The 24445-nt window shown below is 56.7% G+C and carries 24 protein-coding genes; 5 read left to right on the top strand and 19 right to left on the bottom strand.

The window, feature by feature from the left end; all coding sequences use genetic code 11:
- Window positions 1-59: 59 nt before the first annotated feature.
- The 18 genes from pseF to C5F53_RS13970 all read right to left on the bottom strand — a co-directional run bounded on the left by pseF (window position 60) and on the right by C5F53_RS13970 (window position 18902).
- On the bottom strand, window positions 60-752 hold the full coding sequence (pseF, locus tag C5F53_RS14055) for a pseudaminic acid cytidylyltransferase (RefSeq protein ID WP_105262019.1): 693 nt from the start codon (window positions 750-752) through the stop codon (window positions 60-62).
- Window positions 749-1453: a WbqC family protein gene (locus tag C5F53_RS14050; RefSeq protein WP_105262018.1), complete on the bottom strand. Its 705-nt coding sequence runs from the start codon at window positions 1451-1453 to the stop codon at window positions 749-751. Before C5F53_RS14050 ends, pseF begins: the two co-directional genes overlap by 4 nt.
- Window positions 1450-2352, bottom strand: a complete 903-nt coding sequence (locus tag C5F53_RS14045; RefSeq protein WP_146097365.1) for a hypothetical protein — start codon at window positions 2350-2352, stop codon at window positions 1450-1452. The genes C5F53_RS14050 and C5F53_RS14045 overlap by 4 nt, the downstream gene beginning before the upstream one ends.
- A gap of 20 nt (window positions 2353-2372) precedes the next feature.
- Window positions 2373-3110 carry a TylF/MycF/NovP-related O-methyltransferase gene (locus C5F53_RS14040; RefSeq protein WP_161499941.1) on the bottom strand — a complete coding sequence of 246 codons (738 nt, stop codon included), beginning with the start codon at window positions 3108-3110 and terminating at the stop codon, window positions 2373-2375.
- 50 nt (window positions 3111-3160) lie between these two features.
- Entirely contained in the window at window positions 3161-3847 is a 687-nt protein-coding gene (locus C5F53_RS14035) for an acetyltransferase (RefSeq protein ID WP_105262015.1), read from the bottom strand.
- A 7-nt stretch (window positions 3848-3854) separates the two neighbouring features.
- The gene (locus tag C5F53_RS14030; RefSeq protein WP_105262014.1) at window positions 3855-4547 is read right to left on the bottom strand and encodes a class I SAM-dependent methyltransferase; all 693 of its coding nucleotides are present in this window, start codon (window positions 4545-4547) and stop codon (window positions 3855-3857) included.
- On the bottom strand, window positions 4544-5566 hold the full coding sequence (locus C5F53_RS14025; protein WP_105262013.1) for an N-acetylneuraminate synthase family protein: 1023 nt from the start codon (window positions 5564-5566) through the stop codon (window positions 4544-4546). The genes C5F53_RS14030 and C5F53_RS14025 overlap by 4 nt, the downstream gene beginning before the upstream one ends.
- A complete protein-coding gene (locus C5F53_RS14020) occupies window positions 5560-6630 on the bottom strand; it encodes a hypothetical protein (RefSeq protein ID WP_105262012.1) in 1071 nt (356 codons plus the stop codon). The genes C5F53_RS14025 and C5F53_RS14020 overlap by 7 nt, the downstream gene beginning before the upstream one ends.
- A gap of 19 nt (window positions 6631-6649) precedes the next feature.
- Complete coding sequence (locus tag C5F53_RS14015) at window positions 6650-7999, bottom strand: aminotransferase class III-fold pyridoxal phosphate-dependent enzyme (protein ID WP_236635375.1); 1350 nt, start codon at window positions 7997-7999, stop codon at window positions 6650-6652.
- Window positions 8000-8178: 179 nt separating this feature from the next.
- A complete protein-coding gene (locus tag C5F53_RS14010) occupies window positions 8179-9225 on the bottom strand; it encodes a phosphotransferase enzyme family protein (RefSeq protein WP_105262010.1) in 1047 nt (348 codons plus the stop codon).
- Window position 9226: 1 nt separating this feature from the next.
- A complete protein-coding gene (locus C5F53_RS14005; protein WP_105262009.1) occupies window positions 9227-10015 on the bottom strand; it encodes an SDR family oxidoreductase in 789 nt (262 codons plus the stop codon).
- A complete protein-coding gene (locus C5F53_RS14000; protein WP_105262008.1) occupies window positions 10012-10701 on the bottom strand; it encodes an HD domain-containing protein in 690 nt (229 codons plus the stop codon). Before C5F53_RS14000 ends, C5F53_RS14005 begins: the two co-directional genes overlap by 4 nt.
- Window positions 10701-11564 (bottom strand): aldo/keto reductase, encoded by an 864-nt coding sequence (locus C5F53_RS13995; RefSeq protein ID WP_105262007.1) that lies wholly within the window; start codon window positions 11562-11564, stop codon window positions 10701-10703. Before C5F53_RS13995 ends, C5F53_RS14000 begins: the two co-directional genes overlap by 1 nt.
- Window positions 11561-12739: a UDP-4-amino-4,6-dideoxy-N-acetyl-beta-L-altrosamine transaminase gene (gene pseC / locus C5F53_RS13990; RefSeq protein WP_236635374.1), complete on the bottom strand. Its 1179-nt coding sequence runs from the start codon at window positions 12737-12739 to the stop codon at window positions 11561-11563. The genes C5F53_RS13995 and pseC overlap by 4 nt, the downstream gene beginning before the upstream one ends.
- On the bottom strand, window positions 12736-13683 hold the full coding sequence (locus C5F53_RS13985; protein WP_105262006.1) for an SDR family oxidoreductase: 948 nt from the start codon (window positions 13681-13683) through the stop codon (window positions 12736-12738). The genes pseC and C5F53_RS13985 overlap by 4 nt, the downstream gene beginning before the upstream one ends.
- Before the next feature lie 77 nt (window positions 13684-13760).
- A complete protein-coding gene (gene pseB / locus C5F53_RS13980) occupies window positions 13761-14759 on the bottom strand; it encodes a UDP-N-acetylglucosamine 4,6-dehydratase (inverting) (RefSeq protein WP_105262005.1) in 999 nt (332 codons plus the stop codon).
- Between the two features lie 31 nt (window positions 14760-14790).
- Window positions 14791-16464 (bottom strand): ABC transporter ATP-binding protein, encoded by a 1674-nt coding sequence (locus C5F53_RS13975; RefSeq protein WP_105262004.1) that lies wholly within the window; start codon window positions 16462-16464, stop codon window positions 14791-14793.
- A 437-nt stretch (window positions 16465-16901) separates the two neighbouring features.
- Window positions 16902-18902 carry an SDR family oxidoreductase gene (locus C5F53_RS13970; protein WP_105262003.1) on the bottom strand — a complete coding sequence of 667 codons (2001 nt, stop codon included), beginning with the start codon at window positions 18900-18902 and terminating at the stop codon, window positions 16902-16904.
- 164 nt (window positions 18903-19066) lie between these two features.
- On the opposite strand from C5F53_RS13970, the gene C5F53_RS13965 reads away from it, so the two are divergent.
- The 4 genes from C5F53_RS13965 (at window position 19067) to C5F53_RS13950 (ending at window position 22497) form a co-directional block, all read left to right on the top strand.
- The gene (locus tag C5F53_RS13965; RefSeq protein WP_105262002.1) at window positions 19067-19687 is read left to right on the top strand and encodes a phasin family protein; all 621 of its coding nucleotides are present in this window, start codon (window positions 19067-19069) and stop codon (window positions 19685-19687) included.
- Window positions 19688-19800: 113 nt separating this feature from the next.
- On the top strand, window positions 19801-21051 hold the full coding sequence (locus C5F53_RS13960) for a patatin-like phospholipase family protein (RefSeq protein WP_105262001.1): 1251 nt from the start codon (window positions 19801-19803) through the stop codon (window positions 21049-21051).
- Window positions 21052-21060: 9 nt separating this feature from the next.
- A complete protein-coding gene (locus C5F53_RS13955; RefSeq protein WP_094481862.1) occupies window positions 21061-21717 on the top strand; it encodes a TetR/AcrR family transcriptional regulator in 657 nt (218 codons plus the stop codon).
- 6 nt (window positions 21718-21723) lie between these two features.
- The gene (locus C5F53_RS13950) at window positions 21724-22497 is read left to right on the top strand and encodes a hypothetical protein (protein WP_105262000.1); all 774 of its coding nucleotides are present in this window, start codon (window positions 21724-21726) and stop codon (window positions 22495-22497) included.
- A gap of 24 nt (window positions 22498-22521) precedes the next feature.
- Here C5F53_RS13950 and C5F53_RS13945 read toward each other — a convergent pair whose 3' ends face one another.
- Entirely contained in the window at window positions 22522-24075 is a 1554-nt protein-coding gene (locus C5F53_RS13945; protein ID WP_105261999.1) for a wax ester/triacylglycerol synthase family O-acyltransferase, read from the bottom strand.
- A gap of 95 nt (window positions 24076-24170) precedes the next feature.
- Between C5F53_RS13945 and C5F53_RS13940 the strand changes: the two genes are divergently transcribed.
- Window positions 24171-24425 (top strand): acyl-CoA-binding protein, encoded by a 255-nt coding sequence (locus C5F53_RS13940; protein WP_105262257.1) that lies wholly within the window; start codon window positions 24171-24173, stop codon window positions 24423-24425.
- Window positions 24426-24445: the final 20 nt, after the last annotated feature.

Genomic DNA, 24445 nt, shown 5'->3' with positions numbered 1-24445 from the left:
GAAGCGGGGAAAAGCGTGGCCGCCAATCCTCACCACATGCGTCAACTCTGCTCCAAATGCTAGCGAATGCTGGTGTAAACAAGCTCTGCAAATCGCCAATCGTCCATCGTGTCGATGTCAATCGCCTGATGGCGCTGAATCGGATAACCCAGAAAACCCTCATCGCTACCGGCGCCAACCGTTGACAAAATGCGCTGGCTGGACATAAAGCAAAACTGGCCTGCATCGTAGTAGGCAGAGGAAAGATCCTGGGAGCGAACGGAGAACATTCCTGGCTGCGTCGGCACAAGCACACCGCTCGGTTCGCGCCGAAATGCCCACTCAATGGGACAGGGATACTCGGCCACGCCGAGGACAGCCCGCTTTCCTTTTAGCGAATCGTATAAAGCTGCGCCACCTCGCAAATCTTCTGCCGTGATCATTGGCGCACAGGCCATGAGCATTGCGACGGTATCAAATGACAACCCCTGCCCCTGATATTCCTCGAGCACGTATTTCAGCACCGGCATAATAGGCGTATGGTCGTCTGCCAAATGCGGAGGTCGCATAAAGGCGACCTTAAGGCCCAGCTCCGCCACCACTTTGACAATCTCTTTGCTATCCGTTGAAACATGTATTTCGTCAAAAAGACCGCTGCTCAATGCAGCTGAAATGATGTGGGCAACCATTGGTTCGCCACAAAAGCTACGTATGTTCTTGTCCGGAATACGTTTGGAGCCGCCACGGGCTGGAATAATTGCAATACGCTTCACTCAATTACCTCTATTCCTTGCTTTAGAAGCTCTGCACTGCGTTCACCACAATTGAATATTAAGTCTATCGCTGACATGAAGGGGAGAAAATCACCAAACAATTGAGGATAGACCGGATGATGAAAATTAAAGTAGCGAATTGGTAAGCCAATTTGCTCGAAAGCAGTGGATTCATCCAAATATGCTTTCGATCCTGGTGCCGAAATATATTCGGTTGCTTCCAACTCTACACATAATGAGGCGAGTAAGTCGGCCTTGGTCCCGCACCCATGCAAATCACTTGAGCACAATAGTTGGGTCTTTATGTCAAATAGTCCGCAGAGAAATTTCACAATTCCTATATTTAAGTCCACAAGTCTAGTTTTCTTTGGATCAATACAGGACAAAACACCTGACCCTAGCTCCCTGAAGTAAGGAGCTCTAGCGTAATTCATTTCTATTGACTTTCGGTGGACGTCAATAATATTCCCGCCAGTATCGATTTCGACTTCGTTAATCAATTGATCACGTTTACCTTTACTAATTACCGGGACAGACAACCACTGCGCGCCTTGAGGAGTCTTAACTTGATTACGCTGTTGCCAAGATCGCTTCGCAAATTGAACGGAATCAAGGAAGACAAAAATGTCAACAGCTTGCATCAAGGCAAAATAGCCGCACCAAGGCAGATAGGTGGGCTGCATGATCGCTACGCGTGTCATTCAGACACCGCCAGTCCGATGCCGTCGAAGCCGTAGTTGTTCCCGTTATAGAACATAAAGTGCCTGCCGTCGTGTTTGACGATGGCAGCGTATTCCGTCATTGCGCTGTCAAACCCCGAGAGGCTGACGTCGATGCCGGCGAGGTGATCGAGGCGTTCCCAGTGGAGTCCGTCACTAGATTCGGCGTATCCGATCCGGTAGTCGGCTCTCTTGTACGAAAACCACATGCGCCACAGGCCGTCTTCCAGCACCACATAGGGCCGCGCCAGCGCATGCTCGTTCTCATCCCGGAAGTCGAGGCAGACGTGGCCTTCGCGTACCCAGTTCTTGCCGTCCCGGGAATAGCCGGTCTTGATGTTGTAGCGCGGCAGGTCCTTGTGCAGCCACTCGTAACCGGACACGTAGAAGATTCGGTAGCCGTCGCCGTGGCGAACCACCCATGGCGCTGTGTTCAGGTAGGGGTCGGTGCGCGTGCGCTCAAGGATGGGCGCGCGCGACCAGCGTTCGAAGGTCTTGCCCTGGTCCTTGCTAATCGCCAGGCCGCCGAAGATATGCATGCGCACGGTCGAACCCGGATTCCAGCCGATGTAATACAGGCCCAGCTCACCGTCCGGCAGGTCGACAACACAGGACGGCGTGACGCCGTTGTCGTCGAAGCAGCCCAGCGCGCCCGGCGTCAGCACCGCCGCGGACGGGTAGTCGACGATCTGGCCGTCGCGATTCAGGTCCACGATCGCGTGGCCGACGTGCGAGCGGTTCAGCGCGTCGCGACCGGAGAAAAACACCTTCACCAAGCCGTCGCCCAAAACCTGCGGCGTCGGCACCATGCAGTGTGTCTGCGTCCATGGCAGGCGCCGGTCCGGCTGAATGATCAGCCCGAGCTTGCGCCACTGCTGCACGCTCCTGTTCTGCATCGCGTTTATTCGATGATGATGAAAGTGCGGTCGGTCATGAACTGCGATTTTTTGACGTGGTATTTCATGTCCTTGAAGACTTCCTTGAACGCCCGCGTCTCGCCGGGATAGTCCTTGTTGTTCAACTCGTCGAGCATGACCACGCTGCCCGGCACCAGGCTGGACTTGATCGCCTCGAGCGCGGCCTTTGTCGGCTCATAGAGCGCCATGTCGAAGTAGGCCAGCGCGACGATCACGTCGTCGTTCTTGGCGAACCAAACTGGCGCGCTCTTGCTGACGTCGCCCTCGACCAGTTCATGCTTCTTGATCGCGGCGAGAACGTTGTTTTTCTCGTGGTAGTCGATCAGCCCCTCGAGGTACTCGCGGTAGTTCTCCGCGACCTTGTAGCCGCCGATCTTGATGGTCTCGCTGCCGCGGTCCTTTTCCGAAATTTCCGGGTATCCCTTGAAAGTATCGAAACCGATGACACGGCGGCTCTGGTTGAAGGGCTCGTAGATCGCGCGCAGGTTCTCGAACAGCACGATGTTCTGGCCCCACCAGGTGCCGAACTCGACGATCACGCCGGGCTGGTTGAGGATGAGTTGGTAGGCTTCGTTGACGAACAGGATTTTCGTCAACGCCGAGCTGCGCATGAACAGGCCCAGACAGATCAGCAACTGGTCGTCCGGCATCGGCCGGTCCTTGAACATCTGGTACAGCAATTCGCGATGCTCGAGGTTCTGCGCGCTTGCCTTGGTTTCCATGGTGTAACCGAAATCTTTATTACTGGACATTCCCAGGCCTCGATCTTTCTTTAAATTTTAAAATACATGCGTTTGAGCGCTTTTGCGCGGCGATCGTCTTCAGCGTAAACCTCGGCCTGCGGCGCCAGGGCGACCGAGCCGTCCGGCATGTCGCGGGCTACAGCCGCGTCCATGGCGATGAAGCAGTCGTTGCCGATCGTGCAGAAGTCGCGAAGCGTGGAGTTTACGCCGAAGAAGTTGCGTTGCCCGATCTTGCAATGCCCCGAAATCACCACATGCGAGGCGATATAAGTATGGTCGCCGATCACGCTGCCGTGTCCGAGATGGTTGCCCGACCAGATCATCACGTTGTTGCCGATGCGCACGCCCGGCTGGATGGTCTGGTTCTCGAGGATGAAGCAGTTGTCGCCTAGCATCAGCCCGGGCCAGCTCACCGACTTGCTGGACACATAAGAAGCCAGCGTATAACCGGCCGCCCTGGCCTGCTCGTACTTTTCCTGGCGCAGGCGATTCAGGCGCGCATAAGACAGCGCGACGTGCATGCCGTATTCGGCCGGCGGGAAATGTTTGACGACCTCGCTGAACGGCACCAGCGGCAAACCCTGGAAACTGTCGCCCTCGACAAAACCATCGTCCGCCGTAAAGGCGACGACCCGGTACTCGCTGTCATGCTCGAAATAAAACCGGGCGAGCTCGGCCATTTCCGCGGTGCCGAAGATGACGAGGGGTTTGCTCATGTGCGGTTCAACGGCACAGCGCAATCAGAAAATCGAGCGGCAGCTTCATCAGTTTCTCGGTCGAGCGACCGGTTTCCACGGTCTCGAACACCTGCTCGCAATAATGCTGCAGATAGCGTTCGGAATCGCAAAAGAAAAACTCTTCGCCGTTGCGGAAGTCGAAGTCGCGGATTCGGTAACGATGGTCGCCCAACATCTCGGCGCGCCGGTAGATCTCGTGCTCGGGACCCACGGTGGAGATGTAGACGCCGCCGCCCGGCTTCAGGACGCGGCGGAATTCCTTCAGCGCCGCCAGGAAGTTTTCCTCGCTGCCCTCGTAGTGCAGCGTGTTCACCGATAACAGCAGATCGAAGTGCGCGTCGGGATACGGCAAGGCGCGGTTGCTGCCGGCCTGGATTTTGGTCTTGTAGCCGCGCTCGTCCATGATCTCCTGGACCGTGGCCGCCATTTCAGGGTGCAGGTCCACGCCATGGCATTCGCAGCCGATGTCGGCGAAGGGCACGAGGTTATTTGCAAAGCCGCAGCCTACATCAAGCACACGCCATGAAGGCTCCGGCTTGAATGGGGACTTCAAATAATTGCTGCCACCGAAAAGGAGCTTAAGCATCACCTCGTTGGGCCACTTCGGGTATTTGTGCTGATGCTTTTGCCGATGAATTTCCTTATTCCACTCATCGGTGGCGCGATTCGTGTTACTCATTTTGCACCACCGAAAGTCAGGACACTCCAGTCCAGCGGCAGGTCTTTGTCCGCCGCACGGGTCAGCTTGGCACCAACGACAGCCGCCGCGTAACGGGCGCGCAGGCCGACTGCCGGGCGCTTGATGACGATATCGGCGGCGCTTATCGTTTCGCCTGCGGCCATGTTTCGCGCCAGATACAGACCCTCGCGGCGGCCGAGTTCGCGCTCCTTGGGCAGCATCCGCTTCTCGCTGGAGCCGAGCGCTTCGTGCGCTTCCCGCACGCCGGTGACATAGGCTTTCAGCTCGTGCGGCTCCAGCGCGTAGAAGTGGTCCGGGCCGGCGCCCTTCTTGTCCAGGGTGTAGTGCTTCTCGAAGACCGTCGCACCGAGACCGACCGCGGCGATCGCTGCGGTCAGGCCCAGGGTGTGGTCGGAGAAACCAACCGGGCAATTGAAGCGCTGCGCCAGCGACTGAATCACACGCAGGTTGACCAGCTCGTTGGGCAAGGGATACATCGCACCGCACTGCAGCAGGACGATCTGGTCGTTACCGGTGCCCAGGCAGGCGTTGACGGCTTCCTCGACATCGACCATGTCGCACATGCCGGTCGAGATGATCACGGGCTTGCCGGTCGAAGCCAACTTGTGCAGGAATCCGAGGTTGGTGGTTTCCGACGACGCCACCTTGTGGGCCGGCGTGTTGACGGCTTCGAGCACGTCGACGGATTTCAGGTCGAAGGCGGAAGCCAGGAATTGCAGGCCCTGGTCACGCGCATGTTTCTCGAGAATCGGCACCCACTCGGGGTCCAGTTCGATAGACTTGAATATGTCGTGGAGTTCGCCGCCGTTCGGGTACAGGAAGTCGGCGCGGAACAACTGGAACTTGACGGCATTGGCGCCAGCCTCGGCGGCCACGTCGATGAGCTTGCGCGCCTTGTCCAGGTTCTTGTCGAAATTCGACCCGATCTCTGCGATCACATACGGGGCTGCTGCGCCGCCAACCGGTGTTCCGGCAATCTTCAACTCGTTCTTTAACAAAGCAACTCCTTCTTTATTTCGTCAAACAGGCGTTGTGCGCCCACCCCATCCACCAATGCACTGCCGCGCGCCGCCATTTCGCTGCGCAAGACGACATCGCTCAACAATCTTTCGGCTTCCCGGCTCACGGTCTCGGCCGATATGCCGATGCCGAGGTGAGCCGCCGTCTTCTTCGCCGCGAATGGGCGATTGACCTCTTCGTGATGCGCGTCGATGGAAAACAACAGCGACGGCGTCGCGGTCGCCGCCAGCTCGTACTTGGTGAGCCCGTTCGCGCCTATCGCCATGTCGCACCACAGCATGTCATGCCGCAGCGAGGACGCCACCTTCACCGGGGTGACCGCATGCCGGGACTCGTCCACCAGCACTTGTATTTGCTGCCGCAGCGCGGCGCCGAACAGCGGCCCTATCACGACACGGACCTCGATCCGTCGCGTCAGGCGCTCCAGCCCCCTCAAAACCTCGGCAGTGTAACCCTTCGGGTCGCTGCCGCCGCAACTGACCAGCACCCGGCTGGCGCTGTTACGCTGGGTGCGCGCCGGCAAGCCGGCATAGTCGGGAGAAAGCAGCGCGTAACGCGCGCCTTCGATAAAGCGCCAGCGGCGCCCGGACGTTTCCACAGGCGTCGCCACGTAGGGGCTCACGAGCAGATCGACGGGCACTTCGGGGAAACGCCGCGCCAATGAAGCTTCGCCCAACACGTCAATGGCCGTCAGCAGGCGGCCCAAGCCGCGCAGGCGCCCGAACAGTCCTTCGACATCGCGGCAAACGCGGTCGAAGCCCGGGAAAATCATGTCGGCCATCACCGCATCCGCACGCAGGTGCGCGGTTTGCGGCCAATGGCCGGCGTTCAGGGCCGACTCATCGAGCCGGATGCAGGCAAAGCCGGCCCCCTTGATGCGATCTTCCGCGGCATCGCCGCCAAACACCAGAAAACCGATATCGGCATGGCGCTTTTGCGCATGAGCCGCCAGCGCGAGGCAACGGCTCAGATGTCCGAAACCGATCGCCTGACTGGCGACGGTGACGAAGAGGATGTGCAGGGAGGCCAGATCGGTTTGCATGCCCAACGTTCGCAGTTTTTCAGTTCAGCCGCTTGAAGCCGGCATGGCAAATCGGGCCCTTGAGCAGCGACATCACATCACGCCCCTGCTCGCACTCCTTGATCAGGCTGAAGATCGGATCCAGCGCGTTGAAATAGCCGTCGACCACGTCGGGCGTATGTGCAAGACTGGAGAAGATCAGGTTGCTGGCGAGGTAGCCCTTGCCCAGCATTTCCTGCGTAATCAGGGTCTTGTAGGCCAGCGCGTTGGGGCCGTCAAAGCCGAAACTGGCGATCGACGGCAAACCGGCCACATTGACCGTCAAGCCATGCTTCTTCGCGAGCGCCTGCCAGCCCGCCATGATGCCGGTGCCGGTCTCGGTGATGCGTTCCCAGGACTTCTCACGCTCCATGACTTCCAGAGTTTTCAGCGCCGCGGTCGGGCCGATGCGCTCGGTCCAGAAGGTGCTACTGATAAAGGTGGACTGCGCACTTTCCATGATTTCACGGCGGCCGATGGTGGCGGTCATCGCATAGCCGTTGCCCAGCGCCTTGCCGAACATGGCCATGTCGGGTTCGACACCGTACATTTTGTGAATGCCGCCGAAAGTCTGGCGAAAGCCCGAGGTGCATTCGTCGAAGATCAACACGATTCCGCGCTTGGTCGCCAGGTCACGCACGCGCTGCAGGAAGTTGTCCTCGGGGCCCTTATTGCGCATGACCTCCATCTTGATAACGCCAATGTCGTTGTTGTTGACGATCTCTTCGAGCTCGGCGTAGTTGTTGTAGTTGAACGGGTAGACCGTGCCGCGCAGGCTCTGGGGCACACCCTTGGGATCGAGGCCCGGCAGCAAATGGCCGGCCAGGTGGTTGCCGTCGCCGAGGTTGGCGGCCAGGTACCAGTCGTGCCAGCCGTGATAACCGCAGATAGCGACTTTGTCCTTGCCCGAGGCGGCACGTGCGATGCGGATCGCGATGGCATTGGCTTCGCCGCCTGAGCGCGCAAACCTCACCATGTCTGCCCACGGGTGAATTTCAACCAATTTTTCGGCGAGGTAGACTTCCTCGGGGCAGTTGAATGTAGACATGTTTCCCGCATCCACAGCAGCCAGCACTGCGCCATCTACTTCTGGGTTGCCATAACCCAAAGTATTGGTACCTATGCCCATGATGCACATGTCGATGTACTCTTTGCCGTCGAGGTCCCACACCTTGCAGCCTTTTGCCTTACTGAAATACGCGGGCCATTGATCCGGTAAAAACATTTCCGCTCTTTTGGAAAGCAGCATGTTCCCCCCGGGAATCAGCTTCTTGGCGCGCTTCCAGAGTTTCTGGCCGGAACCGAGTTCGGCGCCCTCGTTCCGCTCGATGTATTCATTTGCATTTTCCAAGTTTTTCTCCTTTTGACGTATTTCCAGAATTTCTCTCTGTATTCCGAAATAAGCCAGTTCACTGAAGTAGGAAGTTTAGTGTCCAGATCTCAAGTGTGCGGCGGCAGGCATATCCGACATTACCCTGCATGTTGGGCTTGCAAGATCTCACTAATTTTCACTCTTCATCAATATTGATTTTAATTAAAGAGCGCCCGCGCCTCCCCAAGATGACTGAGTTGAACCACCAGCACCTTGTTCCATTTTTTCTCGCCATTCTCAAGATTGAGGCGCAATATGCTGCAGATTCGTCTCAATACCTCAGCAACCGCAAAATCACCAAAATGCGGCACCCACTCTCGCGCGCCAGGGCAGGTACGCAACAAATGATCTGCGTAAAGTGAACCGACAAAGCGTGGGTTAGTCGGCAAACCACTTAGCGACATCGCCTGCCGACACTGTTTGAGCGCAGCAAAGCCCAGTGCAAAACCAACCGGCATCACTTTACATGCCTCAAAATCCAGCACTGCTACAACCCTGCTGTCTGTTACAAGCAGGTTGTGGGGGTGTAGATCAAAATGTGCCGCTTGGATTCGGCTGCTTGGCAGCCTGGTGACACTCAGGCTTTCCCACTCAGAAATTATCAAGGGCCACGATAGAGCAAGAAGTGCGGCAAGGTCCTCACCCAACAAAGCATCCCAAGTGCGGAAAGCACTCTTCATACGAGCCAAAATCGCTCCATCCGCAACCGTCAAATGCGCGGGCCCCTTAGTGGGTAGACAACCAGCAGGAAGCGGCAACAAAGTTTCCATGAGGCTGCCAGTAGCTTCCGCCGCAGAATGGAGCTCATCGTCTGCACCGGAAAAATAAGCGCCTTCCACAAACGGAAATAGACTCCACCTGCCAGACCCCACTGAAAGAGCGAAACTGTCCCCCTGCAGTGCGACTGGTGCAGGTACAGGCAATTGCTGGGACACCAACCAAGCCATTATGGACAATGTGTTGCTAATCTCCAAGGGGCTAGCTTGGTCTGACCATCGCTTGAGCACGAAGACGCCTCTGGCAGTGTTTAGCCGAAAATTTTTTGAATTGATGCCAAGTGCATCGGACTGTTCCGGGTCGCCTTGCAAAGGAAGAAGAGCTTTCGGAAGCCGGGACAAAACTTCATCCAGCGCAGATATTTGGGCAAGGTCCAGCTTGACCCATCCGGGCCGCGACATGGAAAACAAATCCGGCTGGAACAGCACTTTAGGTATACGCTTTCGTCAGTGCGCCATCAACGGAAAGACTGACGCCGTTCACGTATCCGCCCCTTTCGGAGGCCAGGAAAAGAATCACGTCGGCAATTTCCTCTGGCTCAGCAAACCGTTTGGCGGGGATGGATGCCAGACTCTCCTGCAGAACTTCCTGGTATTCCCTTTTCTCGCGATTGGCCCTTGCTAGCAGCAGACTCACAAGGCGGTCCGTCAGAACGCCGCCTGGGCATATGACGTTCACGGAGATATTGAACTGGGCTAGTTCGATGGCCAGCGTCTTGGAAAATGCGGAGACGCCTGCCCTGGTGGTTGCGGACAAGACCATCGCGGGCGACGGCTCCTTTGCAACGGTGGACGTAATGGAAATGATGCGTCCCCAGTTCCTCGACTTCATGTCGGGAGCAACCGCTTTGCAAAAGCGCACTACGCTCAGGAGATTGGTCTGGATCGCCGTCTCCCACGCCTTGCCGTCATGCTCCAGGAACGAGCCCATGGGAGGGCCGCCGGCGTTGTTGACGAGGATGTCGACCGGACCCCACAATGCGTTGCAGCGATCAACGGCAAGCTGCGCGAGGTCGGGATTGCGTACATCACCCGCATAGGCCTCAACCACTCCGCCTTCGGCCGCGATTGCCTTGGCGGCGGCCTCCAGCGCGGATGGGTCACGCGCAACCATGAGGACCTTCGCACGATGCAGTGCCAGGGCTTTCGCGCTGGCAAAGCCCATTCCCTTGCTGGCACCACAGACGATGGCCACACGGCCGTCAATACCCAGATTCATGTTTCTTCTTTCAGGTTAGTAGCGGCTGGGCGTTCGATGAATCCGGTTGAATGGCAATCCTGGACCAGATTCCGCATATAGGCAGTCAGCGAGGGCAACGATGCCTCCGTCATGGGGAGAACAAAATCCTCTATCTCCGCGAGGTACTTTTCCCTCACGGATGCGTCGGGATTGAGACCCAGCACGAAAAGGTTGTCGAGCTTGTCGACGATTTTCACGACACGTACAGATAGTGGACCAGCCACCAACCCGCCGTAGTAGCCCTCTTTGTAAGTTTTGTCCCATTGAACGTCCCGGTCAACAGTCAGCGTTTCTATCTGGTTTGATATGTCGCTGCCGAAAGTCTCCGACAGTATGTCCACGGACACGTCGGACACCTCCAGGACATTGTGCAAAACCGCAAGTACGCCAGTCCCGGCATCACGCGCGCCCGAAATCAGTATCGCCAGGGCCGCGACCCTCAGCGGATGCGAAAAATAGATGTCGCTTGTCAGGCCGACATGGTGGTATTTGAGTCCCTTGGCGAACCGGAAGGCATGGGCAAGCCGGCTCCGTTCCGCGTCGTCATGTAGGGCGGCCATGGCACGTTTCCACAATACGAGCGCATGCGGATCTGGTTCCAGCAAGCCCATAAGGCGCCGCATCCTTTCAAGCCGTATGTCATTCAACGTGTCTGATAAATTCATTAGAGCTGTAGCCAAGCAAGCGGGTTGAGAAGTTCTTCATCTTCGGTGGCCAAGTCCGTTGACCAGTCTGGGCCATTATCTGTTCGCGCGCTGAGTATCTCCTTAATGTGGATCAGGCCATTCACGCCGACTACTACATGCTGAACCTCGGGAATCGCCGACACATAGGCTAGATTGGCCTCTAGCGGCGACAAGCCGCTGGCCGCGACCCACGCATGGTAACAATCCCATAGGCCGGCCCAGCGGGCAAACTTTCCAGGCCGTTGATCCGCCGACATCAACAGAAGCCCTTGAAGAAAAACGGAGCGGGCGTGGACCTCCACTCCACGATCTGCTAACCGATCAAGCCAGCCCGATGTAATGAGACGTCTATCCAGCACGCTGAGTGGCGACTGAACCAAGTCAAACTCCCCGACGGAGAAAACGCCCTCAAGCTCGGACGGCTGGTAAATCGAGACACCTATTTTCTCCACTAGGCCGTCGGCCTTCAGGCGCTGCAAGGCGGCATAGATTTCCGTGCCATTGCCGCCAAGAAGCTGGGCCGGACGATGAAGAAGCAAGCCGTACAGTGAGTCAATTTTTAGTTTTTCAAGCGATGACTTCACCGCACTGTTGATCCAGGCTGCTGCATTTCCCCCATCCGGCACTTCCGGAAGTTTGGAAATGACCTTCCACGCATCGACGCCAATTTCGCCGAGCCGGGCTTCACTTTCGCCATAGCCCATCGCAGTGTCCAGAACGGTCATGCCTTGAGCTGCTGCGTAATCGACAACGGCCTTCGACTCCGCAAACGAAATCTGTGGCTGCGGGTTGGCGATACCGTAGGCTAAGCCAAACTGGACGGTGCCGAGCGCCAGTTTCATCCAAGCACCTCCAGCAATAAGGCGATGACCGAGTCCTGTTGCGCGTCGGTCAAATCGACGTACAGCGGCAGGCTCAGCGCTTGGGCGTAGTAGGCGTTGGCCTGCGGATAGTCAGCGTTGACGCTGCCCAGCCGCTGGTAAAAAGGCTGCATGGTCACGGGGATGTAGTGGACCTGCGCGATCAAGCCGCGCTGGCGCAGCTCACCCATACACACCGCTCGAGTGGTGCCCGCTGCGGCAAAGTCGATACGCACCGGGTAAAGGTGGTGCGCGCTGCAGTCGCGGCCTGCCGTCTGGGCGGGTTTGATCAACTTTGAACCGGCAAAGGCCGCGTCGTAGCGCTTGGCGAGCGCGCGCCGGCGCGAAACAAAGGTGTCGAGCTTTTTCATTTGCGACACGCCGAGCGCGCATTGGATGTCGGTGATCCGGTAATGAAAGCCCAGCTCCTGCATCTCGTGGTACCAGGGATTGGGAACGCCATCGGTCTGCGCGTTCTCCGGCAGCTGGTAGGTGTCCACTTCCTTGTTAATGCCGTGGCTGCGCAAGCGCAGCAGCTTACGGTATGTCTCCTCATCGTTGGTGGTGATCAACCCGCCTTCCCCGGTGGTGATGGACTTCACGGGATGGAAGGAAAAGACGGTCATCAGCGAGTACTTGCAGTTGCCCACTGGCGAACCGTCGGCATAACGCGAACCCAGGGCGTGGGCAGCGTCCTCCACGATCACCGCGCCGGCCCCATCGGCCATATTCTTGATTGCTTCCATGTCGCATGGCAGACCCGAAAAATGCACGGGGCTTATAACCCTTATCTCGGGGTGCTCCGCCAGTTTCTTTTCGATGGCTGCGGGAGAAATGTTGACGGTATCCGCATCCACGTCGGCGAACAGCGGCGTCCCGCCCGCGTACACCGCAGCGTTCGAGGTCGCCACAAAAGTGATGGGAGAGGTCAGGAGCGCATTGCCGGGGCCTACGCCGGCGGCCAACGCAGCCATGTGCAGACCAGCCGTCCCGCTTGATACCGCCACCGCATAACGCGCGCCTACATAGTCGGCGACAGCTTGCTCAAATTGAGCAACCATGGGTCCCTGCGTCAGGGCATTGCTGCGCAGGCAATCAACGACTGCTTGGATATCCTCGTCATCAATATGCTGTCGCCCATAAGAAATTATGTTCACGATATCGTCCGTTTCATATACTCGCTCACCGCACCGTAAAGCTCTACACGCCGCCCATCCAACTCTTGCTGTCGTAGTGCAATCAAAAAATCGTCTACAGTGCCAAGACCACCATCCAATACTAGTTGTACTTTTTTATTAGATAAAGACATGTCACGTGGACGCGCTGCCAAGAGCTCTGCGCGAACAATTTGATTGCGCCGAATTAGTTTCTCGGGAAGTGCGAAATGCTGAGAAAGCTTCACAGCAAACTCGTACTTTGAAATTCGTTCATCGCCCACAACATTAAATATACCTACAGCTTTCTTCTCCAGTAGTTTATGTACTGCAATGGCCAATGAATCGGCCAAAATTGGAGTGAAAAAAACGTCGTCGAATAAAGTGAGTGGAACCCCTGCACGAAGGTTGTAAATAAGCCAGTCACTAAACGACTGTCTATTTACATGTCCCCAACCAAAAAAATTGGTTCGAATAATTAATGCGGAAGGGTTGACCGCCTGCACTCGCTCCTCGGCCATTGCCTTAGTAAAGCCATAATAATTTAAAGGCGATACCGGCTCTGATTCAACAATAAAACTGTGTTGACCTTGAAAGAGATGGTCCGTAGAGATGTGAACTAGTTCAATCCCCAAAACAGCTGCAGCCGTGGCGATGTACCCAGAGAGTTCTACATTGACGCGTTTTGCCTCTTCATGCCGAATCTCGCACTCATCGACACTAGTCATTCCAGCTGCATGAATGATTACATCGGGTGCCATCGCAGCCAATTGGCGAGTCAATAGCTCAGTATTTGTTAAGGCGAGAGGAACGGTTGTTACCCCACTGAGGCATACCTCTTGCCGATGTGTGCCAAGCACGACATCCCAGGTTTCTCGCAACAAACATGCCCAGTTGAGCCCAAGCAATCCGCTGCCACCAGTAATGAGAATTCGTTTTTTTTTCATATCGCCGATGGATCAGCAACCACTCAAAGCAACCTCTAACACTCCGTCAAATTAATTCAAAGAATGTGTGCATTGCATTAAATAGCACCAATCTTCCCCGCATTGAGTTCAACCCAATTCTGAAGTGCGGCAACGGACATCCAATCGGGATTGTTGCATGAGGTATAAGTAAAATCTTCAGGCACTCGCGTTCCATTCTTAATACGCATTGGATCAGTAGACCACTTATGTATCATCGGAAGAATTTTGTAGTGATCCAAGTATTCAAAAGTATGTGGCGCATCCTCAGCACCAATCATCTGTTCATGTAACTTCTCACCCGGGCGAACACCTATTATCTTGTGCTCAGCATCTGGTGCTACAGCTTGGGCTATATCAAGAATAGTCATGGACGGGATTTTCTTCACATAAATCTCCCCCCCTAACATGTCATCCAATGCGTGCCAGACTAACTCCACGCCTTGCTCTAACGTGATCATGAATCGCGTCATCCGCGGGTCTGTAATTGGAAGAACTCCGGATTGCATCAATGACCGAAAGAACGGAATGACGGACCCCCGTGAGCCCATTACATTCCCGTATCTGACTACAGAGAATCTAGTCGCATGTGTTCCCGCATATGAATTGCCAGCTACAAAGAGCTTATCCGAAGCAAGCTTCGTGGCACCATACAAATTAATTGGATTGCTCGCCTTATCTGTAGAAAGTGCGACGACCTTTTTAATGCCATGATCGATACATGCATCAATTAGATTCATTGCACCATCGATGTTGGTCTTAACGCATTCGAAAGGGTTGTATTCTGCAGTCGGCACAATTTTAGTTGCGGCTGCATGCACTACATAATCAATACCGTCCAAGGATCGTGCCAACCGATGTTTATCGCGAACATCACCAATAATAAAAGAAACCCGATCGTCGCCGGCGAATTTCTGAGCCATTTCCCACTGCTTCATCTCATCCCTCGAATAAATTACCAATCGCTTCGGATTGTATTTTTCGAGTGTCATCGGGATAAATGTCCCCCCAAAAGAGCCCGTGCCACCGGTAATGAGAATAGAGGCATTACTTAACATATGCAAAACTTTCTTAATTTCAAATTATTAATTAGACATTAATATGTTGATTAACATCCACATGTTCGACGCCACTACCCCCCACTCGAACAATAAGTGTGCAATTCTTCAAAGTAGTCACTCGATGCGCAATGATGAAGATTGTCAAGTCTTTATCGAGATCGTCAATCGACCGCATTACAGCCTCTTCTGTCACCATATCCAGTGCACTAGTCGCCTCATCAAATATAATGACATCAGCTCGCTTGTAAAGCGCTCGGGCAATTCCGATGCGTTGACGCTGACCGCCAGAAAGACGCACACCCCGCTCGCCGACCATAGTATCGTATTTGAGGGGCAAAGAATCTACAAACTCCGTCAACTGCGCCTTTGCCACAGCATACCTGAGCCTATCTACATCAATGCCTCCCCGGGAAACGCCGAAAGCGATGTTCTCCTTAATAGAGGCATCCGACAAAAAAATATTCTGCGGAACATGCGCAACGCGCGCCTGCCAAGATCGCTGATTACTCTCAATAATCTGCTGGCCATCCACATGGATCGCACCTTCTGAGGGAGATAGCAATCCAGTGACAATATCTACCAAAGTGCTCTTTCCACTCCCGGTTTTTCCGACCAAACCAACGCGACTCCCCTTAGGGATTTTTAAACTAACATTTCGAAAAATCCAGTCATTTTGCTGCGCATGACGAAACCCGACATCGCGCAACCAAATGGAATCTACAAAAGTGAGTGGCACACTCTCTTTTTGAGAGGCATATACTGGCATAGGTTGATTCAGTAAATTCAAAGTATCTTGGAGCGAGGCCTGCCCACCTCTTATGCTAGACCATGAAACGTACGCCTGCTGAAGCACAGGAAGCAAGCGTTGCGCACCCAGGGCTAGTGCACCCAAGACAGGAATGGCGCCACCCACCCCTCCAGATTTTGAAGCAAGGAAATATGCAAGCGCAATAATTACTAGCATGCCAAATACCTCCATACCATAACGGGGGCTTTGGCCAATAAAAAGACTATCCCCTTGTGCATGGCGCAAATCACTGTCTGCCTGCCTGTATGCTTTGGTGTAGATACCTTGACTTCCATCTATCAATACGTCTCGAATCCCCCCAAGTCCCTCTTGCAATATTTTTATCACTTTTGTTGATTGACGAGCGATGCTCACACTATTTCGTTTCAGTCGCCCCTTGGTTAAAAAAACAAGTAACAAATAAACAATACTAAAACCAGAAAAAGCTATTAGTGCAACTATAGGATCAATTACCAGTAAAACTGCAAGGATTGCTACCAGCATCAGAAATGCACTACACAAATTCAAAACAGGAAGAATCGTAGTATAAACAATGCCATTTGACTTGCCAGTAATGGCTCCAATCAAGTCACTACTGTTTAATTCGATATGTACGGAGTATGGTTGATACAAAGTTTTTTCATAAACCTGCCCACTTAAGTCGGCTCCCGTGGCGAATGACAATCTAGTCGTAGCCCACAAAAGCAATAACCGCACAAACCCGGCAACCAGAACCGCAGATCCAAACAAGACGGCCAAAGGAAATAGAATTTGATCGGGAGAATCAACACCGATTTTTTGAATTAATGGCTGTATCAAAGCGTGAGAGAAGACCAAATCCGGAGCAGCCAAGGCACCAAGGAATGGCAAAACCGCTCCAATTGAGACAACCTCAAGTAAGGAAGCAAAGAACATTAGTGCCAGCAGCAATACAAGCTGACGTCTACGGATTGGAGAAATATGCCTCCATAGATCTCTAAGAAGAACTGTTATAGATAGATTAGAAGTCACTTGACGCAAGTTACTCGTATTTATTCATAGAGACTCCTGGAGTCATCCGACATCGACCAGCACTAAGCCAATCAACAAAGAAAGCTCCGCCCGCTGGCGCATCAAGAAATACGCTCGTATAAAGAAACGAAGACTCGATTAGAGCAACTTTATTTTCGCACATCAACGCAAGACATATCGACATGCACACAACTGGCCGCGAATTGAGTGTGCCGTGAGCTTAATTCACCTGCGCTTAGGCCGACTCAGGCTTCATGAGAATTGGTTTTGAGTACCAACTAGCCTCTGCCAAGCTCCCCGTTATTTCAAGGGGGTTATTCCACCGGCACATATATCTCGCATCAGAAATGTATCCCCCGCATCATCTGCTGCATAGCAATCGCCTCCGCCGACAACTTCGGCTTTTCCCCGGGCTTCGCGCCCTTGGCAGCCGATGAATCCGGGAACATGCGGAAGCTTGTATTCATGGCGATCTGGGCGATGCGGGGCACCAAGGCATGCAGCACCTGGCCAGTGATGCCTAAGCGGGTGGCAATGCGTACGGGCTTGCTGATGCAGGCGTCGGCCACCATATCGGCGGCTTGCTCGGGTGACAGCGTAGGCACGTTGTTGTAGATGCCCGTGGGTGCAATCATGGGGGTGCGCACCAATGGCATGTTGATGGTCGTAAAGCTAATGCCCTGGTCGGCAAACTCGCTGGACGCGCAACGGGTCCAGGCATCGAGTGCGGCTTTTGACGCGACATAGGCGCTAAAACGCGGGGCGTTGGTCAGCACACCGATGGAGCTGATGTTGACCACGTGGCCCTTCTTTTTCGTCACCATACCGGGCAACAATCCCATGGTCACGCGCAAGCAGCCAAAATAATTGAGCTGCATGGTGCGTTCGTAGTCGTGGAAGCGGTCGTAGCTCGACTCAATCGCGCGGCGGATGGAGCGGCCTGCGTTGTTGATCAGGAAGTCCACACCACCGTGGTTCTCAATCAGCACCTGCACGAAACGGTCGCAATCGGCCATGTCGGCAATGTCAGCCGGGTACGCAACAAAGTTGTAGCCCTTGGCCTTGGCCTCCTTGCATGCCTCTTCCAGCTTGTCGACATCGCGGCCACAAATGATGGTGGTGGCGCCCGCTTCGGCAAACTTGTGCGCTGCGGCCAAGCCGATGCCGGACGATCCACCGGTAATCAAGACCACCTTACCCCCCACGGTGCCACGCAGGCTTCGGTCGATGTGCAGATCGGGATCGAGGTGGCGTTCCCAGTAATCCCACAGGCGCCAGGCGTAGTCCTTCAGGTTGGGGCACTCCACCCCACTGCCTTTAAGCATGGCCTGCGTGTCCCGGCAGTCAAAACGCGTAGGGTAGTTCACAAACGTGAGCATGTCTTCGGGCAGGCTCAGGTCCTTCATGATCGCATTGCGCACGCGGCGCACGGGCGCCAGCGCCATCAGGCTTTTGGTGACGCTGCGCGGGATAAAGCCCAACAGCGCCGCATTCACAAACACATTCATCTTGGGCGCATGGGCGGCCTTGCTGAAGATGTCCAGCACATCACCCACGCGGTAACCCACGGGGTCCACCAAGTGATAACACTTTTTGGAAATACCGGCCTTGTGGCTGATGGTGTCCAGCGCATCCACCACAAAGTCCACCGGCACGATGTTGATGCGCCCACCTTCCAGGCCAATGGCCGGCATCCAAGGCGGTAGCAGCTGGCGCATGCGCTGAATCAGCTTAAAGAAGTAATACGGACCGTCGATCTTGTCCATCTCGCCAGTCTGGCTGTCACCCACCACCATGGCGGGGCGGTACACCGACCAGGGCACCTTGCAGTCCTTGCGCACGATTTTTTCGCTCTCGTGCTTGGTCATGAAGTAGGGGTGGTCGTAGTTCTCGGCCTCTTCAAACATGTCTTCGCGGAAGACACCTTCGTACAAGCCCGCTGCGGCGATGGACGACACATGGTGAAAATGCCCGGCATCAATCGCCTTGGCAAAATCCACCGTATTGCGTGTGCCCTCAATGTTCACTGCAATCTGCGACTCCTCATCCGCGCCCAGGTCATACACCGCAGCCAAGTGGTAGAAGTGGTCTACGTTGCCTTTCAAGGCCTTGACCACATCACCAGCCACACCCAGCTTCTTGGAAGTCAGGTCACCAAACACCGGCACCGCACGCGCAGCGCCCTTGGCATCTTTCAGGCCCCAAAACTCACGCAAGTCAGCAACTTTGCCCTCACTCTCCTTGCGAAGGAGAAAGTGCACCACCGCGCCCTTGCGCTCCAGTAGTTTTTTTACAAGGCGCTTGCCAATAAAGCCGGTGGCTCCCGTCACAAAGTACTGCATACATACTCCAAATAATCAAACCATTCTGACCGACTTTACAAGCCATCCCGTTCATCGTAAACCCGCAAACACACACTGTTAGTTAGGCCCACCTACACAGGCGGCGCCTCTGCGCTTAGAGTCTCGGCTAAAGTTACCCATCCGACACATTCTCAGGAGCACCCATGGTCAAGAAACTGCAAAAAAACAAGCCAACCAAGGCAGCTGGCATCCACCTCTCCGGCTCTGTCAAAGACTCTGCCCAGCAGATCTGGCAAGCCGGCCTGGGTGCCTTCACCCGAGCACAGGCCGAGGGCAGCAAGGCCTTTGAATCCCTGGTCAAGGAAGGCGTGAGCATCCAGCGCAAGACACAGGCCGCCGCAGAAGAGAAGATCTCAGAAGCCACATCCAAGATGTCCACCATGGCCACGGACATCTCCACCAAGGCCTCTGGCCAGTGGGACAAACTGGAAAACATCTTTGAAGAGCGCGTGGCCAAGGCCCTGAACAAGCTGGGCGTGCCCTCCGCCAAGGACGTCGCTGCCCTGATCGCCCGCATCGACGAACTGAACAAGGCCGTGCAAAAGCTGTCCACCAAGGCACCTGCCGCGGCCAAAGCGCCCGCTGCACAGCCGGCCAAGAAACCAGCCGCCAAGAAGGCCGCAGCTCCCGCAGCCAAAAAGACCGCGAAAGCGCCCGCCAAGAAAGCGGCCGCACCTGCCAAAAAGGCCGTCGCCAAACGCGTCACACCCGCTGCCAAACCAGCAGCCCCCGGCGCAGCAGAAACACCTGCAACACCAGTTTGATACCGGTGCTGGCACGCTAACCACCAGGGCGCTTCGGCGCCCTTTTTTGCGCGCCATCACCACTGCTGCAACGCAACAAAAACAAGGTGCACTCGCATCTACACTTTCAGACCATGACCGTACATAAAAATACCGCCCCCAAGATTGCGCTTGCACTGGCCGGAGGTGGTCCCTTGGGGGCGATTTACGAGGTCGGCGCCATGTGCGCGCTGGAGGAATCGCTGCAAGGCCTGAACTTCAACCAACTGCACCACTACATCGGTGTGTCGGCCGGTGGTTTTATTGCAGCGGCCCTGGCCAACGGCCTCACGCCACGGGACATGTGTGCGTCCTTCATCGAAAACGACAGCACCCCGTCCGACACCTTTGACCCCTCTTGGCTCATGGAGCCGGCCTACGGTGAATTTGCACGCCGCGGCATCATGCTGCCGGGCTTGGCACTGCAAGTGGCCTGGCAAGTAGTCAGTGGCCGCAGCTCCCTGCTGCGCGCGCTGGAGCGCCTGAGCCCGGGCTTGCCCACCGGCGTGTTCTCCAACGCGCAAGTGAATACCCAGCTAGCACGCCTGTTCAGCCAGGAAGGTCGCACCAACGATTTCCGCCAGCTAAAAACCCGGCTCACGCTGGTGGCCACCAACCTGGACAGTGGCGAGGCAGCCCCCTTTGGGCGCCCCGGGTTTGACCACATCCCCATCTCCCAGGCCGTGCAGGCCAGTTCGGCCCTGCCGGGGCTGTTCCCCCCGGTCGAAATTGAGGACCAGTACTACGTGGATGGCGCCCTCAAAAAGACCATGCATGCCTCGGTGGCTCTGGAGGAGGGAATCGACCTGATGATCTGTCTGAACCCGCTGGTGCCCTTTGACGCCACCGCTCCGCAGTTCGACAAGGTGATGCAGCGCGGTGTGCCGCAAGAGAAACGCAAAATCCCGCGTATTGTGGACGGTGGCCTGCCGGCCGTGCTGAGCCAGACTTTCCGCTCCATGATCCACTCGCGCATGGAACTGGGCATGAAACACTACGAACACGCCTACCCCGACACCGACATCATCTGGATCGAGCCCGACCACCGCGACCCCGAGTTGTACCTGGCCAACACCTTCAGTTATGCGCAGCGTCGCCACCTGGCCGAGCACGCCTACCAGCAGACCCGCCAGATGCTGCGCTCACGCCAAACCGGCCTCTCCGCCAAACTGGCCCGTCACGGCATCAGCCTCAACCATGCGGCCCTGGACGACCCCAAACGCCACCTGTGCCTGCCCAAGAAGGCCCCGACCGAACTCGGCCGCGCGATTGCCTCTCTGCAAGAGCTGATGGACGATCTGGGCCACCTGGTGGCCGCACCCACTGCCGCCAAGGCCCTGCACTGAAGGCACCCGATGGTCAAAAAAGCCCCTCGCCGCACCGCCGAACGGATTCTCGAAGTCACGCTGGAACTGTTCAACCGCTTTGGTGAACCCAACGTCTCCACCACGCTGATTTCGGCCGAACTGGGCATCAGCCCCGGCAACCTCTACTACCACTACCCGGCCAAAGACGAGCTGATCAACTCGTTGTTTGACCGCTACGAGCGCTCGCTCAACGAAGTGCTCAACGCCAGCGACAACGTGCGTGATGTGGAAGACGCCTGGTTCTTCATGCACACCCTGTTCGAGCTGATCTGGCAGTACCGCTTTTTGTACCGCGACCTCAACGACCTGCTGAGCAAAAATCGCCGCCTGGAGACCCATTTCCAGAGCGTGCTGAAAAACAAGACCCGCTCCATCCGCGCCCTGCTAGAGAGCATGGCGCGCTCGGGCGCGCTGCGCATGGACGCGCGCGAGATGGAACCCACCGCCACCAGCATGGTGGTGGTGCTCACCTACTGGCTGAGTTTTGAATACGTGCGCGACCCGCGCAACGCACTGGAGCCGGCCAGCGCCCAGGCCGCACTGATGCGCGGGGCCCACCATGTGCTCAACCTGCTGGTGCCCTACCTGGAGCCCCAGCAACGCACCCACCTGCTCACCCTGGCAGGGGCTTACACCAGCCCTTGACGCGCCATGACCACCTGGACCGCCTTCCCCCACCCCGAGCAGCACCCGTTTGATGCCACGGGCCTGCGCGCGCAATGGGCGGTGCTGCACCGTGGGGACCAGGAGCCCCTGCCCAGCGACCCACGGGTGCTGGATGCCTGGGTGCTCTACCACCGCGGCGAATTCCAGGCCGCGGCCCTTGCGGGCGACGCACTGGGGGTGGCAGGTGCCATCGTCGCCAACAAGGCGCGCCTGATCTACGCGGACTATCTGGAACCCGGCGAGAAAACACGCCTGGACCTGTTCATGGACGTGGCCAAACGCTGCGAAGCCCTGGCCGCGCAAACCCCCGACTGCGCCAATGCCCACTACCTGCATGGCTACGCGCTGGGGCGCTACAGCCAGGGCGTGAGTGTGGCCAAGGCCCTGGCCAAGGGCATGGGTGCCAAGGTCAAAACGGCGTTTGAAACCACCTTGGCCCTGCAGCCCGAACACGCCGACGCCTACATCGCACTGGCCGCATTCCATGCCGAAGTCATTGACAAGGTGGGCGCCCTGATCGGGCAGCTCACCTATGGCGCCAAACGGGAAACCGCACTGAGCCTGTTTGCCGAAGGCATGGCCCGCATCCCCCAGGCCGCCATTGCGCTCACCGAGTACGGCAAGGCCTTGCTGATGCTGGAAGGTGAGGCGCGCATGGCCGAGGCCCAACGCCTGTTTGATGCGGCCGCCAGCGTGCATCCCATGGACGCCATGGAACACCTGGGCGTGGCCCGCGTACAGGCCGAACTCAGCACCTGAGCCCGGCCTCAGCCCGCAAGGGGCTTATTCGCCCCAGGGCAACATCAGCGTGAGCATGGAGAGCTTGGCAAACTCGGGCTCAAACTGGTCGATGATTTTCTGCGGATCCGGGCACAGCTTGGCGTCCGACACCACGCCAAACTGCACACCACCACCGTAGCTCAATATGGACACACCCAGTCCCACGGAGCCGCTTTGGGGCACCCAGAACAGAGTTTCCTCGATGGTGGATCCGCAAATCTTGAGCTTCTCGCGCGGCCCCGGCACATTGGTCATCACGGCCGTGGTTTTTTTGGAGAACAGGTTCAGCAGAGCGTCCTGCGCCGGCTTGATCAACAAACCCGCCACCGCCAGCAGGCCAAAGGCCAGCAAGGGCTGCATGCTGCCCTTGAGCCCCCGCATGCGGGCACGCACCTCGTAGACACGCTCCACCGGGTTCTCCACACCAATCGGCAGCACCAACGGAGCCAGGCCAAACTGGTTGCCCAGCTTGTAGGCCTGCTCCATGGGCCGCAGGTTCACCGGCACCATGGCGCGAATCTCCTTGCCCGTGACCACCTCGCCCTGCTCTTTCAGGTACTCCCCAATGGCGCCGGCCACACAGCTCAGCAACACATCGTTGATCGAACAGTTCAGCGCTTTGCCCACGGCCTTCACCTCTTCCAGCGGAATCGGCGGGCACCAGGCCACGCGTTTGCGGTTGCCAGGCATGCCCTTCAGGCGGGTCGGCGAGTCGTCGGGCATCAAGGCCAGCGCGGCCAGGTCGCTCACCACCTGGTAGGCCATCTTGGCGGCATCCACCGAGTTGTGCATGCCCTGCTCCATGCCTTTTTGCGGCTCCATCAGCAGGCCCATGGACCGGGCTGCGCCCTCACCCGCGGCGCCCAGGGCCTTGACCGTCATGCTGGTGAAGGGTTTAAGCAAGGCATTGGCAATCCACTCTTCAGCGCCCTCCAGCCCATCGGCGCGGGCCTCGCGCGGCGTACGCTGGGGCGGCGGTGCGCCGCCATCCACCAGCGACTGGGTCACCGAGATCAGGGCAATGCCATCGGCAATGCAATGGTGGATACGCACCATCAGAGCGGAGCCCCCTTTGTAGTCCTCCACCAAATGGAATTGCCACAGCGGGTGCTGCTTGTCCAGTGGCTCCATGGTCAGCTGGGCCAAGCGGTCCTGCAAGGCCTCTTGCTCGCGGCCGACCGGTTTTTTGGCCAAGGTCTCAGTCACCAGGTGGTTGCGAATATCGAAGGCCGGGTCTTTCACCCAGGTGGCACCCGCCCCGTCTTCCACGGCGCACTGCACAAAACGCGGGTACTTGAGCAGACGCTCTTCCACGCGCAGTTGCAGGTCGGCCAGCTTGAGCTTGGGGTGGATCACCCACACGCCCACAATCATCATCAGGTTGGCGGCCGAGTCCATGCGCAGCCAGGCGGTGTCCACCTTGCTCATGCGTTCGCCATGCAGACCCAAGGAGCCCACCACCGCATCGGTCACGTTTTTTTGCACTACACGTGCGGCCTTCTGGGTCTGGCGTTTCGCCTTCTGGGCAACATCTTTGGCAAGAACTCGGGTGACCATGGATTCTCCGGGCTGAACAGGGGTTGGGGGTGCTTGCCTATTCTGCAGTGAAAACGCACCGTAAGATACGCGGGTAACCATCAATGGAGAACACCATGGCCGACCTGAAAGCCGCTTTTGAAGCCGCCGTTGCAAATTCCAAAAACCTGAGCGAGCGCCCCGACAACGGCACCCTGCTCAAGATCTATGCGCTCTACAAACAAGCCACCGCCGGCGACAACGCCGAAAAGAAACCCGGCTTTGCCGACATGGTGGGCCGCGCCAAGTGGGATGCCTGGAATGGCTTCAAGGGCATCAGCAACGACGAGGCGATGCAGCAATACATCGATCTGATCGAATCTTTGAGCTAAATCAGGCCCTAGCCCGCATA

The sequence above is a fragment of the Rhodoferax sp. TS-BS-61-7 genome, from assembly GCF_002943465.1.
In the GTDB taxonomy this organism is placed as follows: domain Bacteria; phylum Pseudomonadota; class Gammaproteobacteria; order Burkholderiales; family Burkholderiaceae_C; genus Allorhodoferax.
This window is presented reverse-complemented; position numbering and strand designations above follow the sequence as displayed.